The sequence below is a fragment of the Chryseobacterium carnipullorum genome (genome assembly GCF_003815695.1).
In the GTDB taxonomy this organism is placed as follows: domain Bacteria; phylum Bacteroidota; class Bacteroidia; order Flavobacteriales; family Weeksellaceae; genus Chryseobacterium; species Chryseobacterium carnipullorum.
This window is the reverse complement of the sequence record NZ_CP033920.1, coordinates 2,926,431-2,942,527: the sequence shown is the minus strand read 5'-3', so window position 1 is coordinate 2,942,527 and position 16,097 is coordinate 2,926,431. Positions and strand designations below refer to the sequence as shown.

Sequence of the window (16,097 nt, the reverse complement as noted above, 5' to 3'; positions counted from 1 at the left end):
TTGATTTTTTTATTTGAAAAGCCTGTGTTGTCTTAGTGGTCCAGATGGTTTTATTTTAATACATTTTTTCTATAATATCCGCATATTTTTTAAGAACCACATTTCTTTTGACCTTCAATGTAGGGGTTATTTCTCCGGTATTGATGTCAAATTCTGACGGCATCAGCGTGAACTTCTTCACTTTTTCATAATCTGCCAGATGTTCCTGTAATTCTTTAATTTTTTCTTTATATAAAGTGATGACCTTATCCTCTTTCACAGCCTCCTCCCATTTGGTGAACGGAATATTATTTTTCTTTATATAATCCTGTAAAAATTCAAAATTAGGAACAATAAGAGCCGACACAAACTGTCTTCCTTCTGCTACCAGCATGATCTGCTGGATAAAATTATTATTGGTGAGAAGGTTTTCGATCTGCTGCGGCGCGATATATTTTCCGTTGGAAGTCTTCATGAGATCTTTGATTCTGTCTGTGATGATCAGATTCCCTTTATCATCAAATTTTCCGGCATCTCCGGTCTTGAACCAGCCATCTTCGGTGAAAACTTTCTGAGTTTCTTCAGGCTTATTGTAATAGCCTTTCATAATGCCGTTTCCTTTAGCCTGGATCTCATCGCTTTTACCGATGCGAATTTCTACGCCTGGTAAAGGTTTTCCGCTCGTACCATGTTCATAGTGAGTCAATGGAAAAAGGGTCAGGGTCGCTGTCGTTTCTGTCAGCCCATATCCTACGGTCACATGAATGCCGACAGAGTCGAAGAATCTGGTGACTTCCGGTGACAATGATGCTCCTCCGCAAGGTAGGAACCATAGTCTGCCACCCATTTTTTCTTTAATTTTACTGAAAACAAGCATATCAGCAACAGATTCTTTCAGTTTTAACCCAAAAGGAACCGGTTTTTCGCTTCTTCTCAGTTCTGCAGTCTGCCATCCCGTTGCCAGTGCCCAATCGAAGATCTTTTTCTTCGTTGATGAACCTTCTTCTGCTTTTTCTAAAACTCCCGCATATACTTTCTGAAAAAATCTCGGCACGGCACACATCATGGTAGGTTTTACGTCTTCCAGAGCTTTGGCAATATTCTTAGGATCTTCCAGGAAATAAACTCTGGCACCGCCATAAAGGCAAAGTAAGCTCCAGCTTCTTTCGAAAACGTGCGTCAGAGGGAGAAATGCGAGTGAAAGTTCTTCTTCAAAGTTTTTAAATTTAAAAAACTCAAAGTGCGAATCAAAGGCTTTGATAAAATTTCCGTGGGTAAGCATAACCCCTTTCGGAGTTCCCGTAGTTCCGGAGGTATAGATCAGCGTCGCTGTATCATCATTTTCTTTGGGAGTGATCTCCAGTTTGGGAGAAGACTTGGCAATAAAATCTTCAAGATAAAAACTGTTGAATTCTTTCTTGATCCAGATTGATTTTTTGGAAACAATAATCGTTTCCAGCTGACTTCCTTCCTTATTTAAAAGCTCCAGACATGCATCATATTGCTCCTGGCTTCCTACAAGAACAGCTTTTGCAGACGAATCACTAAAGATATATTCTGCCTGTTCCGCATTATTTGTAGAGTAAATAGGAACGGTTATTGCGCCAATAGCCATTGAAGCCAGATCAAAAATCATCCATTCGGAAGAATTATCCGAATAAATGGCTACTTTATCATCTTCCTGAATTCCCGCATCTTTCAGTGCATTGGCTGTTTTAAACACGATCTCACTCAATTTTTTCCAGCTCAGTTCTTTCCAGGCTTCCTCCTTCTTTTTAAAACCAATCGCAGATTTTAAAGGATGCTTTTCTACATTTTTTAGGATAATTGCTGCTGCAAGATTCATGAATTCAGCTTTTTGTCGTTAATATAATTGTTAAGATGAAAATCAACACTTTCCTTCACAGAAATAAACTGATAATCAAGCTCTTTTTTTATTTTTTCGTTGGAAATGGTATTGAGAGAGGATATGGATTCAATATTGGATCTGGTAATGATTCTCAGTTTCGGAATCAGCCAACCGAAAAGGATATTAGCCAGTCTTCCTACATTTAACTGTGATTTTGTAAGAATTTTAGCTTCTTTGAGACCTAATTTCGTTCTGATCTGCTGTCCGAGCTCTGCATATTTCTTGTTTTCTGAAATAAGGATAAAGCGCTCTCCGAAAACACTTTTTTCCATGAGTTCAATACAAATTTTAGCAGCGTCTCTTACATCTACATAACTTGTTCCGCCGGAAAATGTAAATCCATTTTTCTCAAAAGTAGGGAAGATATCTCCACTGCTCTGGCCCCAGTTTCCGCTTCCGATGATCATTCCGGGATTGACGATGATGGTATTCAATCCTTCTGCAGAAGCTCTCCATACTTCCATTTCAGCAAGATGTTTGGAAATAGCATAAGCAGAATGTTCTTCTTTAGGATTAAATTCAGAATTTTCGTCTAATTCTCCTTTTTCGTTAAAAAGATCCAATACAGCAATCGTACTGACATGAAGAAATTTTTTCACTCCTGACCCTTCGCAGGCAAACAGCAGGTTTTCTGTACCTTTTACGTTGGTATGGTACATTTCTTTTTCATCATGAGGATGGAAACTTACTTTTGCGGCACAGTGATAGACCTCATCTACCCCTTTTAATGCATGTTGCAAAGCGTCCAGATCGTCAAAATCCAGGTCTATCCATTCGATCTTATTAAAAAGATCATCAGAATTTTCTGTATAGACATTAAAAGAATGCCTCACATCGTTTAAATTGCTTCCCGGTCTTTTGGAAGCCCGTACGTTTTTTCCCTTTTTAAGAAGTTCCAAAACGATTACCCTTCCCAGAATTCCGGTCGCACCCGTTACAAAAATCATTAATTATTTACTTGATTGCTGACTAAAATATAACAATATTTTCTATCCGGCAATTCTTCATTTTTCTGTACAGATTTCACGAAAAACTGCTTATGCAAATTTGCGATTTTTAAAGCAGAATTCCACTTAATTTAACCAATATTATCATTATCCCGGTTATTGAATATAATTCTGTTTAAGTTGATAGAATAATGAACGGACTGTTTCAACCACAAAAGAGAGAAAAGTTTTTTACTTGAGTTATTTAAGTTTAATATTTTGAAAAAAGAAGAGCAAACAGTTTCTTTCAAAATTGAAGATTTTCATGATGACAGAACTTTGCCGTATCAAAATTCCCCTCCTTTGGAGGGGTGGCGAAAATTCAGAGAATTTTTGACGGGGTGGTTCAATACTCAAGTCCTTGTTTTCACTCCAGGAAACAAAAAAGCCCTTCAGATATACAAAAGGGCTTTCAGTATTTAAGTGGTCATGCTATTTTTAAGCCATCACCATATTGTTTCTTCTGGGAGCTTTGTCGCAAAGAACATCTGCAATACTCTTTGAAATAAGATTGTCTTCAGTCAGGTTATCCAGCCAGAAAAACTCTCCTGCTGCATTGATTTCAATGAAATAGTATTCGTCTTCAGGGGAAACAATGATGTCTATCGCGCCATAATCAACGTTATATACATCTAAAAGTTCAAGAAGTTTTGCTTCCACATCTGTCGGCAGTTCTGTTCTTACCCATTTGGTTAAAAGGTTGACACCGTCTTTTCTCCAGTCTACTTTGGCATCTTCAGACTGTTGGGAATCTATTTCAAAAGCATAAACGTCCTGTCCTACGATGGTAACACGAAGTTCTTTTTTCTTTTCGATCTTTTTCTGGAACTGCATCGGGCAGTACAGGAGTGAATCAAGCTCTTCAAGTTTATCTTCGCCAACTACATTGGTAAACACGACGCTTTCTACGCCATCTTCATAAATCGCAAAACCGGTCTGCATTTTCGCGACTACATTCTGATGTTTAAGGATAAATTTTCTCGCTTCTTCAGGATTATTGGTCAGGCAGGTTTCAGGAATTTTAAGTCCTAATTTAACCGCTACTTTTAGCTGTTCCTCTTTACTGTCTAACCTTCTGTAAATCCCAGGTTTCCCCAATGCATAGGCATCTACAGACTCTATAAATCCGAAAAGCGTATTACGGATTTCTCCCATAGCGGCACCATAGAATTTTTTATCCATTTCTTCTTTCACCCCGTTTCCGATATTGTAAGCTCTGCGGTACCAAATGGCAGCAATATCATCCAAACGGTGTTGTGCATCTTTGGTTTCAAGGATACTTACCCATTCGCCATCCTGAAAAATGGTCGACAGTTTATTTTGTATAGGATACAGGTCTACATCAAAACGGATGACCTCACAACCGTTTTTCTCTATATATTCTGTTACTTTCTCGATTGAAAAATTATCTGCAGTGTGCGTAATAATTAGTATTTTATTCATGGGTATTGATTCTTTTTATAAGGTTATCGGCAATTCTTTCTGCAATAGGGAACCCCAGTTCTTTCTGTAGCATTCCCCATTCTCCCTGAGGATTGACTTCAAGGAAATAATAGTCTCCGTCTTTTCCTTTGATCATGTCAATGGCTCCGATATAGAGCCCCATTGCTTTCATCATGGAAGTCAGACCGGTTTTAACATTTTCCGGAAGATCATAGGCTGACCAGTGATAATCTCCCTGCGCTGATCTCCAGTCGACATTATCGCTATTGTTGATCTTTCCTGTAAAAAACTCTCCTGCAATGTAAACAATTCTCAATTCGTATTCTTTGTCAACATAAGGCTGAAAGATCATAGGACAATAGGTGATATCCGAAAGATGTTCCAAAGTGTCCTCTTCAATGATCATTGTTGAGATAAGATTCTCTCCGTTCATGGTCTTTGCGGTCAGACTGTGAAGTTTAGCAACTGCTTTTCCGCCACAGAATTCATGAAAAAAGACAGTGATCTTTTCTTCGTCATTTGAAAATAGGGTTTCCGGAACCCTGAGATTATTTTCTTTGGCTAACTTTAGCTGAAGCATTTTACTTCCATCAATTTTTCTCTCATTTTCAAAAGGGTTAATCCATGGAACATTTTCTAATACAGTGATCAGGTTATACCGAAGGTTGGCATATCCGCTCAGGAACACTTTTCTGTAATCGTCATCCAGTTCTTCCGGTGTACTTATCCCCCAGGCTTTTCTGTGCCATACTCCCTGAATATTTTTGGAATGAACCGTGTTTCCGAATTCATCCGTCAGTTCAAATGAGTCTTCATTCACACTGATCTTTTGAAAATGGTTCATACGGTCAGAATTAAGTCTGAAATATGGAATATTTTTAGAGTTCAGATATTCAAAAAAGAGGTCGATATTATAAAAATCCTGTGAGTGGGTGATGCAGAGAATCATTTGCCTGTTTTTATTAAAAAAGGAAACTTAGTGGTAAGTTTCCTTTGATATGATTGTATTAATACGATTACTATTTTTAATGTATTAGTCTAATGGAACAGATGGAGAATCATCATCTCCGTCAGATGGATATTTCATGGTCTGCATTAGATCGTCCTGAGGAGAAGTTACGTTATCTACTTTCGGTTTTGTAATAACGTCTCTTTCAGGAATTGTAATTTCACCTCCACCTTTAATAGTTTCAGGATCTTTTAATTGTTTTTCCAGGAATGACGCAAAAAACGGCTTCTTTTTTGAATTTTTGTCTTTCATAATAATTTAGTTTGGGTTAAAGTATAATTGTATTCTTTCAGAATTTAAATAACAGAATCATCACCATCTGAAGGATACTTCATCGTAACCAAAAGATCTTTGTTTGGCGATGTTACATGATCAAAAATCTGTGCTGTAACATTATCAACTGAAGGTGCCGTAATAATATCATTATCTGTATTGGTAATGACTCCTCCACCTCCCTGAACCGTTTCAGGATCTTTGATCTGCTTTTCTAAAAATGAAGCAAAAAAAGGTTTCTTTTTTGAATTCTCGTCTTTCATAATTATTGAGTTAGGTTAATAATTTATATCGTAATAGGATTACAAAATTTCTAATTCTCCTGACTCATCACTGTCAGACGGATATTTCAAGGTAACTACCTGGTCTCTTACAGGAAGCGTTGCGTTATCAACAAGCGGAGATGTGCTAACGGTATCTCTTGTCGGCAACGTTACTAAATCTGTGACAGGTGTTGTCACTGCTCCTCCCTGAATTGCTTCCGGATCCTTAATTTGTTTCTCTAAAAATGAAGCAAAGAAAGGTTTTTTTGAGTTTTTCTTTTCCATAAGTTAATATATTTAGTTTTTATGTAAAACTAAAGTACAAAAAATATCAACACGCAGGGAAATACAAGGTTATTTTAAGAAAATTTTAACTAAATTATTATAAAAACAGAATTAAATTAATGTAAACCTAAGAATTCCTTAACAACTTTCGCGAAATCAACAGGATTTTCTGCCTGAACCCAATGTCCGGCTTTTTTTACGGTCACAATTTTCGCTTTTGGAAACTGCTGTTTAATCCCATATTCATCCTGTGGAAGGATATAATTGGATTTTTCACCAGCAATAAATAAAGAATCCCCTTCAAAAACACCAAATTTTATCGCATTAGATACAAACTCATTGTATTTTTCCGATAAGGTTTTAAGGTTGAATCTCCAGTTCAGTTTCTTATCATCATCCCAATACAGGTTCTTTGCCAAAAACTGAATGGTAGATTTTTCAGGAATATACTGACTGAGAACAGTTTCTACCTCTCCTCTGGAGCTTACTGTATTGAAGTCTACCGTTTCCAGAGCTTTAATAATTCCCTGGTGATGGGGAGGATATGCTTTGGGCGAAATGTCTACTACGATTAGTTTTTCTACTTTTTCCGGATATTTTAGCGCAAACTGCATCACCGCTTTCCCTCCTAAGGAATGGCCCAGTACATGAGCTTTGTGAATACCGTAATGGTCCATGTAATGCGCAATATCGTCTGCAAGATCATCGTGAGACATACTTTCCGAATGAAAGCTTCTGCCATGGTTTCTGAGATCGATAAGATGAACGGGAAGTTGCTCACCTAAGTCTTTTCCAAAGCTTCCCCAATTGTCGAGCATTCCAAATAGTCCGTGAAAGACCAGAAGTGGCGTAGTCTTAAGATTTTCGCCGAATATTTTTGAGTTTAAGATTTCCATTTTTTTTGAAATTAGAAGTTAGATGGTAGACATTAGAGTTTAGAAGCCAAATGATAAATTAGCGGATGAAGAATAAAAGTGATCAGTATGTTCCAATGACTTTCCTATGATCCAGGCTTCTTGTTTTCTTATCCCCAAACAGCCAGTCTCTTCAGATAAGCCTGTACCGTATTTTCAAGTCCCATATACAATGCTTCAGAAACCAGAGCATGTCCTATGGATACTTCAAGAAGGTTTGGAATATTGTCGGCAAAATATTTTAAATTTTCCAGGCTCAGATCATGTCCGGCATTAATTCCTAATCCAAATTCTGTGGCAGCAAGTGCTGTGTCGTAATAGGGCTTGATGGCCTGTTCTTTATTGGTCAGATAATTTTTAGCGTAAGCTTCAGTGTAGAGTTCAATTCTGTCTGCTCCTGTTTTTGCTGCATGCTCAACCAGTTCAGGTAAAGGATCCAGAAAAATTGAAGTACGGATTCCTGCGTTTTTAAATTCTGCAATAATTTCCGTTAGAAAATCGATGTGCTTTCTGGTATCCCATCCGGCATTGGAAGTAATGGCATCATCTGCATCCGGAACCAGCGTAACCTGTTCAGGCTTTACGTCCAAAACCATATCAATAAAAGAGCGGTGCGGATTTCCTTCAATGTTAAATTCAGTAGTAACCAAAGGTTTCAGATCATAGACATCCTTTCTTGTGATGTGTCTCTCATCCGGTCTTGGGTGAATCGTAATTCCCTGTCCTCCAAACTCCTGAATCTTGATTGCGGCTTCTGTTACACTTGGCGTTTCGCCTCCTCTTGCATTTCTTATGGTCGCAATTTTATTGATGTTTACGCTTAGTTTTGTCATTTTTCATTAAGATGTTAGACAGCAGAAGTTGGGTTTTCATTCCACTTCCCTGTCCGATTATTATTAACTTATTTTTTATATTAAAGAAAGCCAGAACATAGTAAGTTACTGGCTTGTATACTTTATACTTTAACGCTTATCTGCATTACCTGAAGGTCAAATTCTTTTGAAGCCACCAGCAAGTGGTCAAAAATATCCGCTTGGATCTGTTCAAAATGTTCCCATTTGGAATCATTGGCAAAGCAATACACTTCTAGAGGAAGCCCCTGTGGCGTAATATCAAGCTGACGGACCATTCTCGTTCCGTTTTCATCAATATCAGGATCGTTTTCAATATATTTCTGAGCATAATATCTGAAAACGCCAATATTGGTAAGCTGTCTGCCATTAATCGTCTTTTCATTATGCTCCACACTTTGGTTTTCTTGTCTGATTTCCTGTGTTTTTTCTTCCAGATACTCTGAAATAAGGTTGATATCTTTTAAACGCTCAATATCTTCTTCATTTAAAAATTTAAATGAATTGATATTAAAATAAACCGATTTTTTGATTCTTCTTGTATTGGATTCCGACATCACCTGAAGGTTTTTGATCTCCGTCGTCAGAAGGTCGTAGGTTGGAATGGTTGAAACGGTTTTATCAAAATTGGTAATTTTCGTCGTCAGAAGGCTTATATCTGTAATATTTCCTTCAATGCTGTATTTGGGAATGCTTACCCAGTCTCCTACTTTCAGATTCTTTGAGGTAGCAACGTGTATCCCGGTTACAAAACCTAAAATGGTATCTCTGAAAACAAGTACCAGAACGGCAGTAATAGCTCCCAGGCTTCCGACAATTGTGGTTCCCTTAATTCCAAATATGACACAGAGCCCCACAACAGAAAAAATAAATATTCCTAAGATCTTTACGGTTTCTGAAATGGCATTTAATGCCATAATTTTATAGAAATCCTGTTTTATGGTGAAATAGCTCCGGAAACCTGTCAATGAACGGTAAAGCATTCCGGCAAGAATCAATACCAAACCTAAATTAATAGATCTGTTGATAAAAATATTTGTTTTCGGTAATGCAGTTGCGGGAAATATTGAAGGATGTACTGCGCCTACCACAAGAAGTGCAGAAAAATGAGCGACGGAATTGGTAATTTTAGACTGATAGATGGATCGGATGATCGGATACTTCTCATCATTTCGAAAAAACCTGAATACAAAATTAATGACAAATTTAAATACAAAGTCAACAATTAAAAATACAGCACACAGCAATGCCAGCTTGATAATAATATGAACAATCCAATCCATCCCGCCGGGAGTTACCTGGCTGATATAGATATAAAGCTGATCACTTATTTCCTGTAAAAAGTTTTTAGTGTCCTGTATCTCGTCTTTCATTACAGCAAATTTATAAAATTAAGAATGATGATGTACCTATTGACAATCAATTTTCATCCCAAATATTGAAAACGTGTTGGCAAATCTTCTTTTTTCCTATCTTGCATTGATAATTTTGAAGAATGGATACAACATTAATTAATATTCTCTGCCTTATTTTATTATTTCTCGGAATGCTGGGAACTTTTCTGCCTGTCCTTCCGGGACTTTTATTAAGCATCTGCGGACTACTGATCTATAAATTCGGGACAGATGCGGATCTGCCTATGATTTATATCTGGGCTTTCGGAATTCTTACAGCCATTTCTATAGTGCTGAGTTATGTCATTCCTGCAAAAACCAACAGAAAATACGGTGGGACCCGCTGGGGAAGTATCGGATCTATTATCGGGACTATTGTAGGAATTTTTATTCCTATTCCTCTAGGCTTTCTGGTAGGGATGTTTGCGGGGGTATTTATTGGTGAACTCCTTCATGACAGCAAGGATATGAACAAGGCTCTGCAATCTACCAAGGGGGCATTTATCGGCTTCATTTACGGAACCGGTTTTAGTCTTGTAGTAGGTGTGGCAATGTTTTTGGTAGTAGTTTTAGATATGCTTAATATTATTTAAAAAAAAATATGTTCCACAAAGCCATCATATTCAGCCTGGGATTGCTGACCTTAGCGGGATGCAACGCCCAAAAGAAAACGAAAACACCGGAACAAACTTCCGGAACACCCTCTCCTATGAATGACACTAAAAATTCAAAGCAACAAGGAGGCATCATTTATTTTAATCAGGGAGAAAACAGATTCCTGAAAGACTATGAGATGAATGTGACCTTCAAAGGTATTTCTGAAGACAGCCGATGTCCGGAAGGAGTGAACTGTATCTGGGCAGGAGTTGCCGTAGCAGAGATTGAAGTAATGGGAACTTATTCCCGGCCTGTGGTTTTAAGTCTCGCGACTACTGAAAACGCAGGACGAAATTTCCATCAGTCGCAAGAATTTAATGGATATACTATTTCACTGGAAGAGGTCAACCCGTTTCCAAAAGCGGATGGCGGCGCCAAAGCTTTGGAAGGAAAATATAAGGTCGGGATTACCATCAAAAAAACTGAAGGATCAGGAGATTCTACCAGGAAATAGGTTTCTTTCCTTTTGATACCAGGTATTCGTTAATCTTCGAGAATGGTTTACTTCCATAAAATCCTCTGTACACAGAAAATGGTGAAGGATGCGCCGATTTTAAAATAAAATGTTTAGCCGGATCAATGAGTTCGGCTTTTTTTTGTGCAAAAGCTCCCCAAAGAACGAAAACCACATTTTCTTTCTTATCTGAAATTTCCCTGATGATAAAATCTGTGAATTTTTCCCAGCCTAAATCCTTGTGAGAATTTGGTGAATGGGCACGTACGGTTAAGGTAGCATTCAATAATAAAACGCCTTGTTTCCCCCAGTCATCCAACTCTTTTGAAGTTCTTTCAACTCCTACATCATCTTTCAGTTCTGTAAAAATATTTTTAAGTGAAGGCGGTGCAGTGACCTGTTCTGAAACAGAAAAGCACAATCCATTCGCCTGATAGTCATTATGATAAGGATCCTGACCAATAATCACAACCTCAACATCGTCAAAAGGTGTGATTTCCAGGGCTCTGAATATTTGATTTTTAGGAGGAAATACTTTGGTGGTAGCATATTCCTGTTTTACTTTTTCCCAAAGGGTTGTAAAATAGGCTGTACTTTTTATTGGGGCTAAAACTTCTGTCCAGGTCATGAGTTCGATAAGATAATTTGAAAATAGGTGTTAATATAATGATATAATTTCTGTTCCACAGGAATTTCAGTACAAAAATATTCTTTAATTCCTGGATGACCAAATCTGACTATATGATGATGATATTGCTTAATGACTGAGATTGAAAATGATCTATGCTTTAAATATTTTCACCTTTTTTTCAATCCATAGGTAAGAAAAATAGGACAGCACTATTGAAAACCCGATCAAAAGAAAATTATTAATATGATAGGAATCTACAACGACAATGTTCTGTTTCTTTACTATATAATGAATGATATACAGTGAGTACGAAATATTACCAAGAAAATAGACAACTTTTGTTTCTAAAAACTTTTTGACAAGGCTTTCTTTTTCTGAATACAGATGTTTTATAATCATTGCAGACAGTAGAGGAATAAAGAATATCCCCCTTCCAGTATAAAGCAAGGCTAAAAATAAAATAACAGCTCCATACACATAAAAATTACTTTTCTTCATCTTTATTTCCGGTAAAAATGCAATCCCGATTCCTATACAATAAGAAGAAACTGTTCGCACTAAAGAATTTACTCCAAAAACAATATCAAGGTATTGTGAAGATCTGTTTATGGTAAGCGGCGAATGATCAAAGTACATATCTGGTAAATAAGAAATAATCCCTCTGAGAAATAATCCTGATGCGATGAGGATCCAGCTGTTTATTTTATATCGTATGATGGCCCAGAGCATGAAAGGAAACATCAGATAACACATCCATTCCGTACTTAAAGACCAATACACTTCATTGAATGAATAATTGGGATTGAAAAAACACTGGAGAAGTCCTGCATTAATTAAAAACTCAGACCAGGAAGGATCTTTTGCAATAAAAAGCACGATAAAAACAATGGAGAAAAAATACACCGGATAGATTCTGTTGATTCTTTTTTTATAAAATGTCGCGGCATTATCAAAAGTCAGGTGCCGAAATTTTCCGGAGTATGATACCGCAAGAAGAAAAGCGCTGAGTACAAAAAAAATATCTACAGCAACGTACCCTTTGCCAATTACAGACTGAATCCAAAAACTTTTAAAATAAGTGAAATGGAAAAACGTCACCCAAAGTGCTACAATACCTCTAAGTCCGGTTAACGATTTTATTTCATTTCTCATGTTATAAAAAAACAATATTGCCTTTCCGGCGATCAATGGTTAAAAGTTAATTTCCTTTATATAAACTAAAAACAATATTGTCCGGAAAACCTTCATCTATTCTTCCTTGTTGCAAAACAAAATTGTGTTTCAGTAATAACTTTTGGGAAGCCTCATTCATTGTATTGGTGAACGCTAAAATTTCCTGTAAATTTAATTCATTAAATCCAAAATTTAAAACAGAATCTACAGCTTCCGACATAATTCCTTTCCTATGATGATCAGGTAACAATTCATAACCAATCTCTGCTGTTTTCCTGTCTTCAGAAAATTTCCAGAGACAAATGGTTCCGATAAGATCGGGTTGATCTTTGTAAGAGATTCCGAAGAAAATAATTTCTTTAGTCTGAGTTCTCCTTTTGATGCTTAAAATAAACGCCAGCGCATCATAATTAGATTTTGGTGAAACTCTTGTAACGAATTGATTAATCAATGGATTGCTCCTGATCCGTAGAATATCTTCGACGTGATTTTCATTAATTTCTTTTAAGATCAATCGTTCAGTTTCTAATTTCATCTTCCAAATGTACTAAAAACGAATGATCAAAAATCTCCTCCAGGTTCAATTAATAGACGCTGTCAACTATTCAAATTAGCTCATTTTCAAATTGTCCGTCAGCAGATTCACATTTTCTCACTAAATTTGCAGTGTGTATATAAATAAAGAAGATTTAAACGAATTAGAGTTTCCGCAATTGCTCGCGGAGATCTCTCCATTTGCGTACTCTCCGAAAACGAGAGAAAAAATTCTTCAACTTCGTCCCATGGAAATTGACGAGGCGGAACTTTCCCTGAAAAAAACGTCGGAATACCTCTCGAGTTTTGAAAGTTCAAATGCGATTCCGTTTGATGAGTATGAAGATATTGAAAGTGAGCTGAAGGTAATGCTGATCGAGAATTACCGTTTGGAAAACAATGCTTTCATCAAAATAAAAACCTTAACTGAACAGATAGGAAAGCTTCAGAAGTTTTTCGCCACCATGCCGGACACCTTCCCTACTTTAATAGGTGATGTTTCTGTGCTGGAGTTTAAGAAAGAGATTATTGATAAGGTAGACAAAGTCTTTAACCGTTTTGGAGAAGTAAAAAGTGATGCTTCTCCCGTTTTAAAAGAACTGAGAGCCGAAATCCAGCACGCTAAAAAAGCAATACAGGAAAATTTCAACCGCGCATTGTTCAATTACGGACAAAGTGATTTCCTTGATGATATCCGGGAAACTATTATTGAAGATCAGAGAGTTTTAGCCGTAAAATCAGGATTTAAGAAACGAGTTGCGGGAAGGGTTTTAGGAATTTCAAAAACGGGTTCCATTACCTATATGCAGCCGGATAGTGTGGTAAAACATTACTTTAAGCTTAAGGAAAGTGAAGAGGAAGAGAAGAAAGAAATTGATAAGATCCTGAGAAAACTTACCGCTGAACTGGCAGAATTCCAGCCTCAGCTATGGAAATATCAGGTGTATATTTTTGATCTTGACCTGACGAGAGCGAAAGCAAAATTTGCTGAACTGGTGAACGGAATACTTCCAAAAATCAACCGTCACAGAACGCTGAAGCTGAAAGATGCATTCCATCCTCTGTTATGGCTTAGAAATAAAGTAGAAAACAAGACGATCTTCCCACAGACGCTATCATTAACGGATCACAACAGAATTATCTGTATTTCGGGACCGAATGCGGGAGGAAAGTCCATCACTCTGAAAACAGTCGGATTGCTTCAGCTGATGATCCAAAGCGGAATTCTCGTCCCTGTGCATCCAAGATCTGAAATGTTCTTTTTTGAAAAGATGATGACAGATATCGGAGACAACCAGTCGATCGAGAACCATTTGTCAACGTATTCCTCAAGACTTAAGAAAATGTCGGGAATCATCCGTGAGGCGGATGCGAATACCCTGCTTCTTATCGATGAATTCGGAACAGGATCTGATCCTGAGCTCGGTGGTGCACTGGCGGAAAGTTTCATGGAGTATTTCTATGACAAAAAAAGTTTTGCGATCATTACGACTCACTATACCAATATCAAGCTTGTCATTGAAGAGCTTCCGAATGCTGAAAATGCGGCCATGCTTTTCGATGAAGAAACACTTGAACCGATGTATAAACTGGAGGTAGGACAGGCAGGAAGTTCATTTACGTTTGAAGTAGCGGAGAAGAACAGAATTCCGAGATTTATCATTCATGCTGCCAAAAAGAAAGTAGAGCATGATATTGTTAATCTTGATAAAACGATTGTAAAGCTTCAGCAGGAAAAATTTGAAGTTGAAAAACTGAAAACCGATCTGGCTGAAAGAAAAGAATCGGTAGAAGATAAACGCGACAATCTCCAGAAACTTAATGAACAGTTGCAACAGAAACTGTTCAATTTCCAAAAATTGTATGAGGAGGAACACCGCAAACTTCAGTTTGGGAATAAAATTGAAACATTTATCGACAGTTATGTAAAAGGTAAATCGAGAAAGGATGTAGTAAAGGATTTTGTGAAAATTCTTGAGCAGGAAAAATTCAGGAAAATTGGTGCGGATAAAGACGAAACCAAGCGTCTTCAGGTGGTTAAAAGAAAGATCACCCAGCAACTGAAAAAGGATGATGTGATCGAAAAAATCGCTGAAACCAATGAAAAACTGGAGGAGAAACGTAAAACCGACCGTGCCGTATGGATGAAAGAGGGACAGCGTGTGCGTATTCCCGGAAGTACCAGCGTAGGAACGATTGAAAAAATTTCCAAGAATAAAGTGATCGTGAACTATGGAACTTTTAAGACAACGATTAATGCGGATGAACTTGAGAGAATTTAATGATGTTCATTTAAACATAAAAATAGCGCTGAATGTTCAGTGCTATTTTATTTTAACTCCTAAACATTGCCTATTGAAGCATACAGATCAAATTTTCTTGTTATTTTTGGATCATGGATAAAAGCTTACGTGTCCTTTGGATTTTTTATAGAAAATTACTAATCCCTGCTATTTCATTTTCGCTGTTACTGTGCTTCTTTACTCAATTGAGCATTGAAAATTTTGGATTATGCTTTTTTCTTATCTTTCCTCTGCTCCATTTTTTCATTTATGACATACGGCTCAAAAACGAATATTTTTTTTACGCCAATTTTGGATTTTCAAAATGGTTTTTGTGGGGATTCACGGGATTATTAAGTTTAATGATCAAAGTTATGACGCGATTCCTATGAACAGACTTCACATCGACAGTATCACCAAATCTTTTGGCGGAAGAAAAATTCTGCAGGACATCTACCTAAGCTGTGAAACTGGTAAGATTGCAGGTATTCTGGGTCCTTCGGGTGGTGGGAAATCTACCTTATTCGAAATTATCTTTGGGACAGTAAAAGGGGATACACAGTTTATTAAATTAAATGAAACGATTCTTAAAAGCTTATCGGACAGGAAAAATAAAATTGCCTATCTACCCCAGCGCTCTTCATTTCTTCCAAAAGAATGTAAAATAAGGAAGCTTATTCCTTTGTTCTGTACCCTAGAAAATACGGAAAAACTTTACGGTTTAAAAATGATACAACCATTTTTGGATGAAACCGTAAGAAATCTTTCTGGCGGTGAAAAAAAAATTATTGAAACCTTGATTATTACTTATTCAGATGTGGAATTTGTTTTATTGGACGAACCTTTCAGCGGCGTTTCTCCTAAAGCTGTTGACGAACTGGAAAAGATCATTAAAAGCCAGGCCCGGTACAAAGGTATAATCATCTCTGACCATCATTACAAGACCTTATTAGAGATGTCCGATGATCTTTATCTTCTCTCAGATACTTATTTGCGAAAAGTCCAGGGGATTAAAGAACTACAGCAATTCAATTACCTTCCTAAAAATCAATAATCGCAT

17 protein-coding genes are annotated in these 16,097 nt (G+C 37.1%); 4 read left to right on the top strand and 13 right to left on the bottom strand.

Annotated features, from left to right (window positions below):
* Positions 1–55 precede the first annotated feature (55 nt).
* From EG346_RS13470 to EG346_RS13425, 10 genes are all read right to left on the bottom strand, one after another.
* Positions 56–1,825, bottom strand: coding sequence for an AMP-dependent synthetase/ligase (locus tag EG346_RS13470; RefSeq protein WP_123879201.1), 1,770 nt, complete (start codon positions 1,823–1,825; stop codon positions 56–58).
* The gene (locus EG346_RS13465; RefSeq protein ID WP_073332993.1) at positions 1,822–2,835 is read right to left on the bottom strand and encodes an NAD-dependent epimerase/dehydratase family protein; all 1,014 of its coding nucleotides are present in this window, start codon (positions 2,833–2,835) and stop codon (positions 1,822–1,824) included. Before EG346_RS13465 ends, EG346_RS13470 begins: the two co-directional genes overlap by 4 nt.
* Before the next feature lie 477 nt (positions 2,836–3,312).
* The gene (locus EG346_RS13460; RefSeq protein WP_123879199.1) at positions 3,313–4,317 is read right to left on the bottom strand and encodes an MvdD family ATP-grasp ribosomal peptide maturase; all 1,005 of its coding nucleotides are present in this window, start codon (positions 4,315–4,317) and stop codon (positions 3,313–3,315) included.
* On the bottom strand, positions 4,310–5,266 hold the full coding sequence (locus tag EG346_RS13455; protein WP_123879197.1) for an MvdC/MvdD family ATP grasp protein: 957 nt from the start codon (positions 5,264–5,266) through the stop codon (positions 4,310–4,312). Before EG346_RS13455 ends, EG346_RS13460 begins: the two co-directional genes overlap by 8 nt.
* An 84-nt stretch (positions 5,267–5,350) precedes the next feature.
* Positions 5,351–5,578, bottom strand: a complete 228-nt coding sequence (locus EG346_RS13450) for a microviridin/marinostatin family tricyclic proteinase inhibitor (RefSeq protein ID WP_073333006.1) — start codon at positions 5,576–5,578, stop codon at positions 5,351–5,353.
* Between the two features lie 44 nt (positions 5,579–5,622).
* Positions 5,623–5,862 carry a microviridin/marinostatin family tricyclic proteinase inhibitor gene (locus EG346_RS13445; protein ID WP_073333009.1) on the bottom strand — a complete coding sequence of 80 codons (240 nt, stop codon included), beginning with the start codon at positions 5,860–5,862 and terminating at the stop codon, positions 5,623–5,625.
* A 39-nt stretch (positions 5,863–5,901) separates the two neighbouring features.
* Positions 5,902–6,147 carry a microviridin/marinostatin family tricyclic proteinase inhibitor gene (locus tag EG346_RS13440; protein WP_123879195.1) on the bottom strand — a complete coding sequence of 82 codons (246 nt, stop codon included), beginning with the start codon at positions 6,145–6,147 and terminating at the stop codon, positions 5,902–5,904.
* 116 nt (positions 6,148–6,263) lie between these two features.
* A complete protein-coding gene (locus tag EG346_RS13435) occupies positions 6,264–7,043 on the bottom strand; it encodes an alpha/beta fold hydrolase (protein ID WP_123879193.1) in 780 nt (259 codons plus the stop codon).
* A 128-nt stretch (positions 7,044–7,171) separates the two neighbouring features.
* Positions 7,172–7,894 carry a pyridoxine 5'-phosphate synthase gene (locus EG346_RS13430; protein ID WP_123879191.1) on the bottom strand — a complete coding sequence of 241 codons (723 nt, stop codon included), beginning with the start codon at positions 7,892–7,894 and terminating at the stop codon, positions 7,172–7,174.
* A gap of 122 nt (positions 7,895–8,016) precedes the next feature.
* Complete coding sequence (locus tag EG346_RS13425) at positions 8,017–9,285, bottom strand: mechanosensitive ion channel family protein (protein WP_073333019.1); 1,269 nt, start codon at positions 9,283–9,285, stop codon at positions 8,017–8,019.
* A gap of 122 nt (positions 9,286–9,407) precedes the next feature.
* On the opposite strand from EG346_RS13425, the gene EG346_RS13420 reads away from it, so the two are divergent.
* Positions 9,408–9,899 carry a DUF456 domain-containing protein gene (locus tag EG346_RS13420; protein WP_073333021.1) on the top strand — a complete coding sequence of 164 codons (492 nt, stop codon included), beginning with the start codon at positions 9,408–9,410 and terminating at the stop codon, positions 9,897–9,899.
* Positions 9,900–9,907: 8 nt separating this feature from the next.
* On the top strand, positions 9,908–10,417 hold the full coding sequence (locus EG346_RS13415) for a hypothetical protein (protein ID WP_123879189.1): 510 nt from the start codon (positions 9,908–9,910) through the stop codon (positions 10,415–10,417).
* On the opposite strand, the gene EG346_RS13410 is transcribed toward EG346_RS13415, so the two are convergent.
* The 3 genes from EG346_RS13410 to EG346_RS13400 form a co-directional block, all read right to left on the bottom strand.
* Entirely contained in the window at positions 10,404–11,045 is a 642-nt protein-coding gene (locus tag EG346_RS13410; RefSeq protein WP_073333032.1) for a uracil-DNA glycosylase, read from the bottom strand. The two genes, EG346_RS13415 and EG346_RS13410, sit on opposite strands and share 14 nt — an antisense overlap.
* Positions 11,046–11,198: 153 nt before the next feature.
* Entirely contained in the window at positions 11,199–12,200 is a 1,002-nt protein-coding gene (locus EG346_RS13405; RefSeq protein ID WP_073333034.1) for an acyltransferase family protein, read from the bottom strand.
* A 46-nt stretch (positions 12,201–12,246) separates the two neighbouring features.
* Complete coding sequence (locus EG346_RS13400; RefSeq protein WP_123879187.1) at positions 12,247–12,756, bottom strand: GNAT family N-acetyltransferase; 510 nt, start codon at positions 12,754–12,756, stop codon at positions 12,247–12,249.
* Between the two features lie 133 nt (positions 12,757–12,889).
* Between EG346_RS13400 and EG346_RS13395 the strand changes: the two genes are divergently transcribed.
* A complete protein-coding gene (locus EG346_RS13395; RefSeq protein ID WP_123879185.1) occupies positions 12,890–15,037 on the top strand; it encodes an endonuclease MutS2 in 2,148 nt (715 codons plus the stop codon).
* A gap of 388 nt (positions 15,038–15,425) precedes the next feature.
* Positions 15,426–16,091, top strand: a complete 666-nt coding sequence (locus EG346_RS13390) for an ATP-binding cassette domain-containing protein (protein ID WP_164466378.1) — start codon at positions 15,426–15,428, stop codon at positions 16,089–16,091.
* Positions 16,092–16,097: the final 6 nt, after the last annotated feature.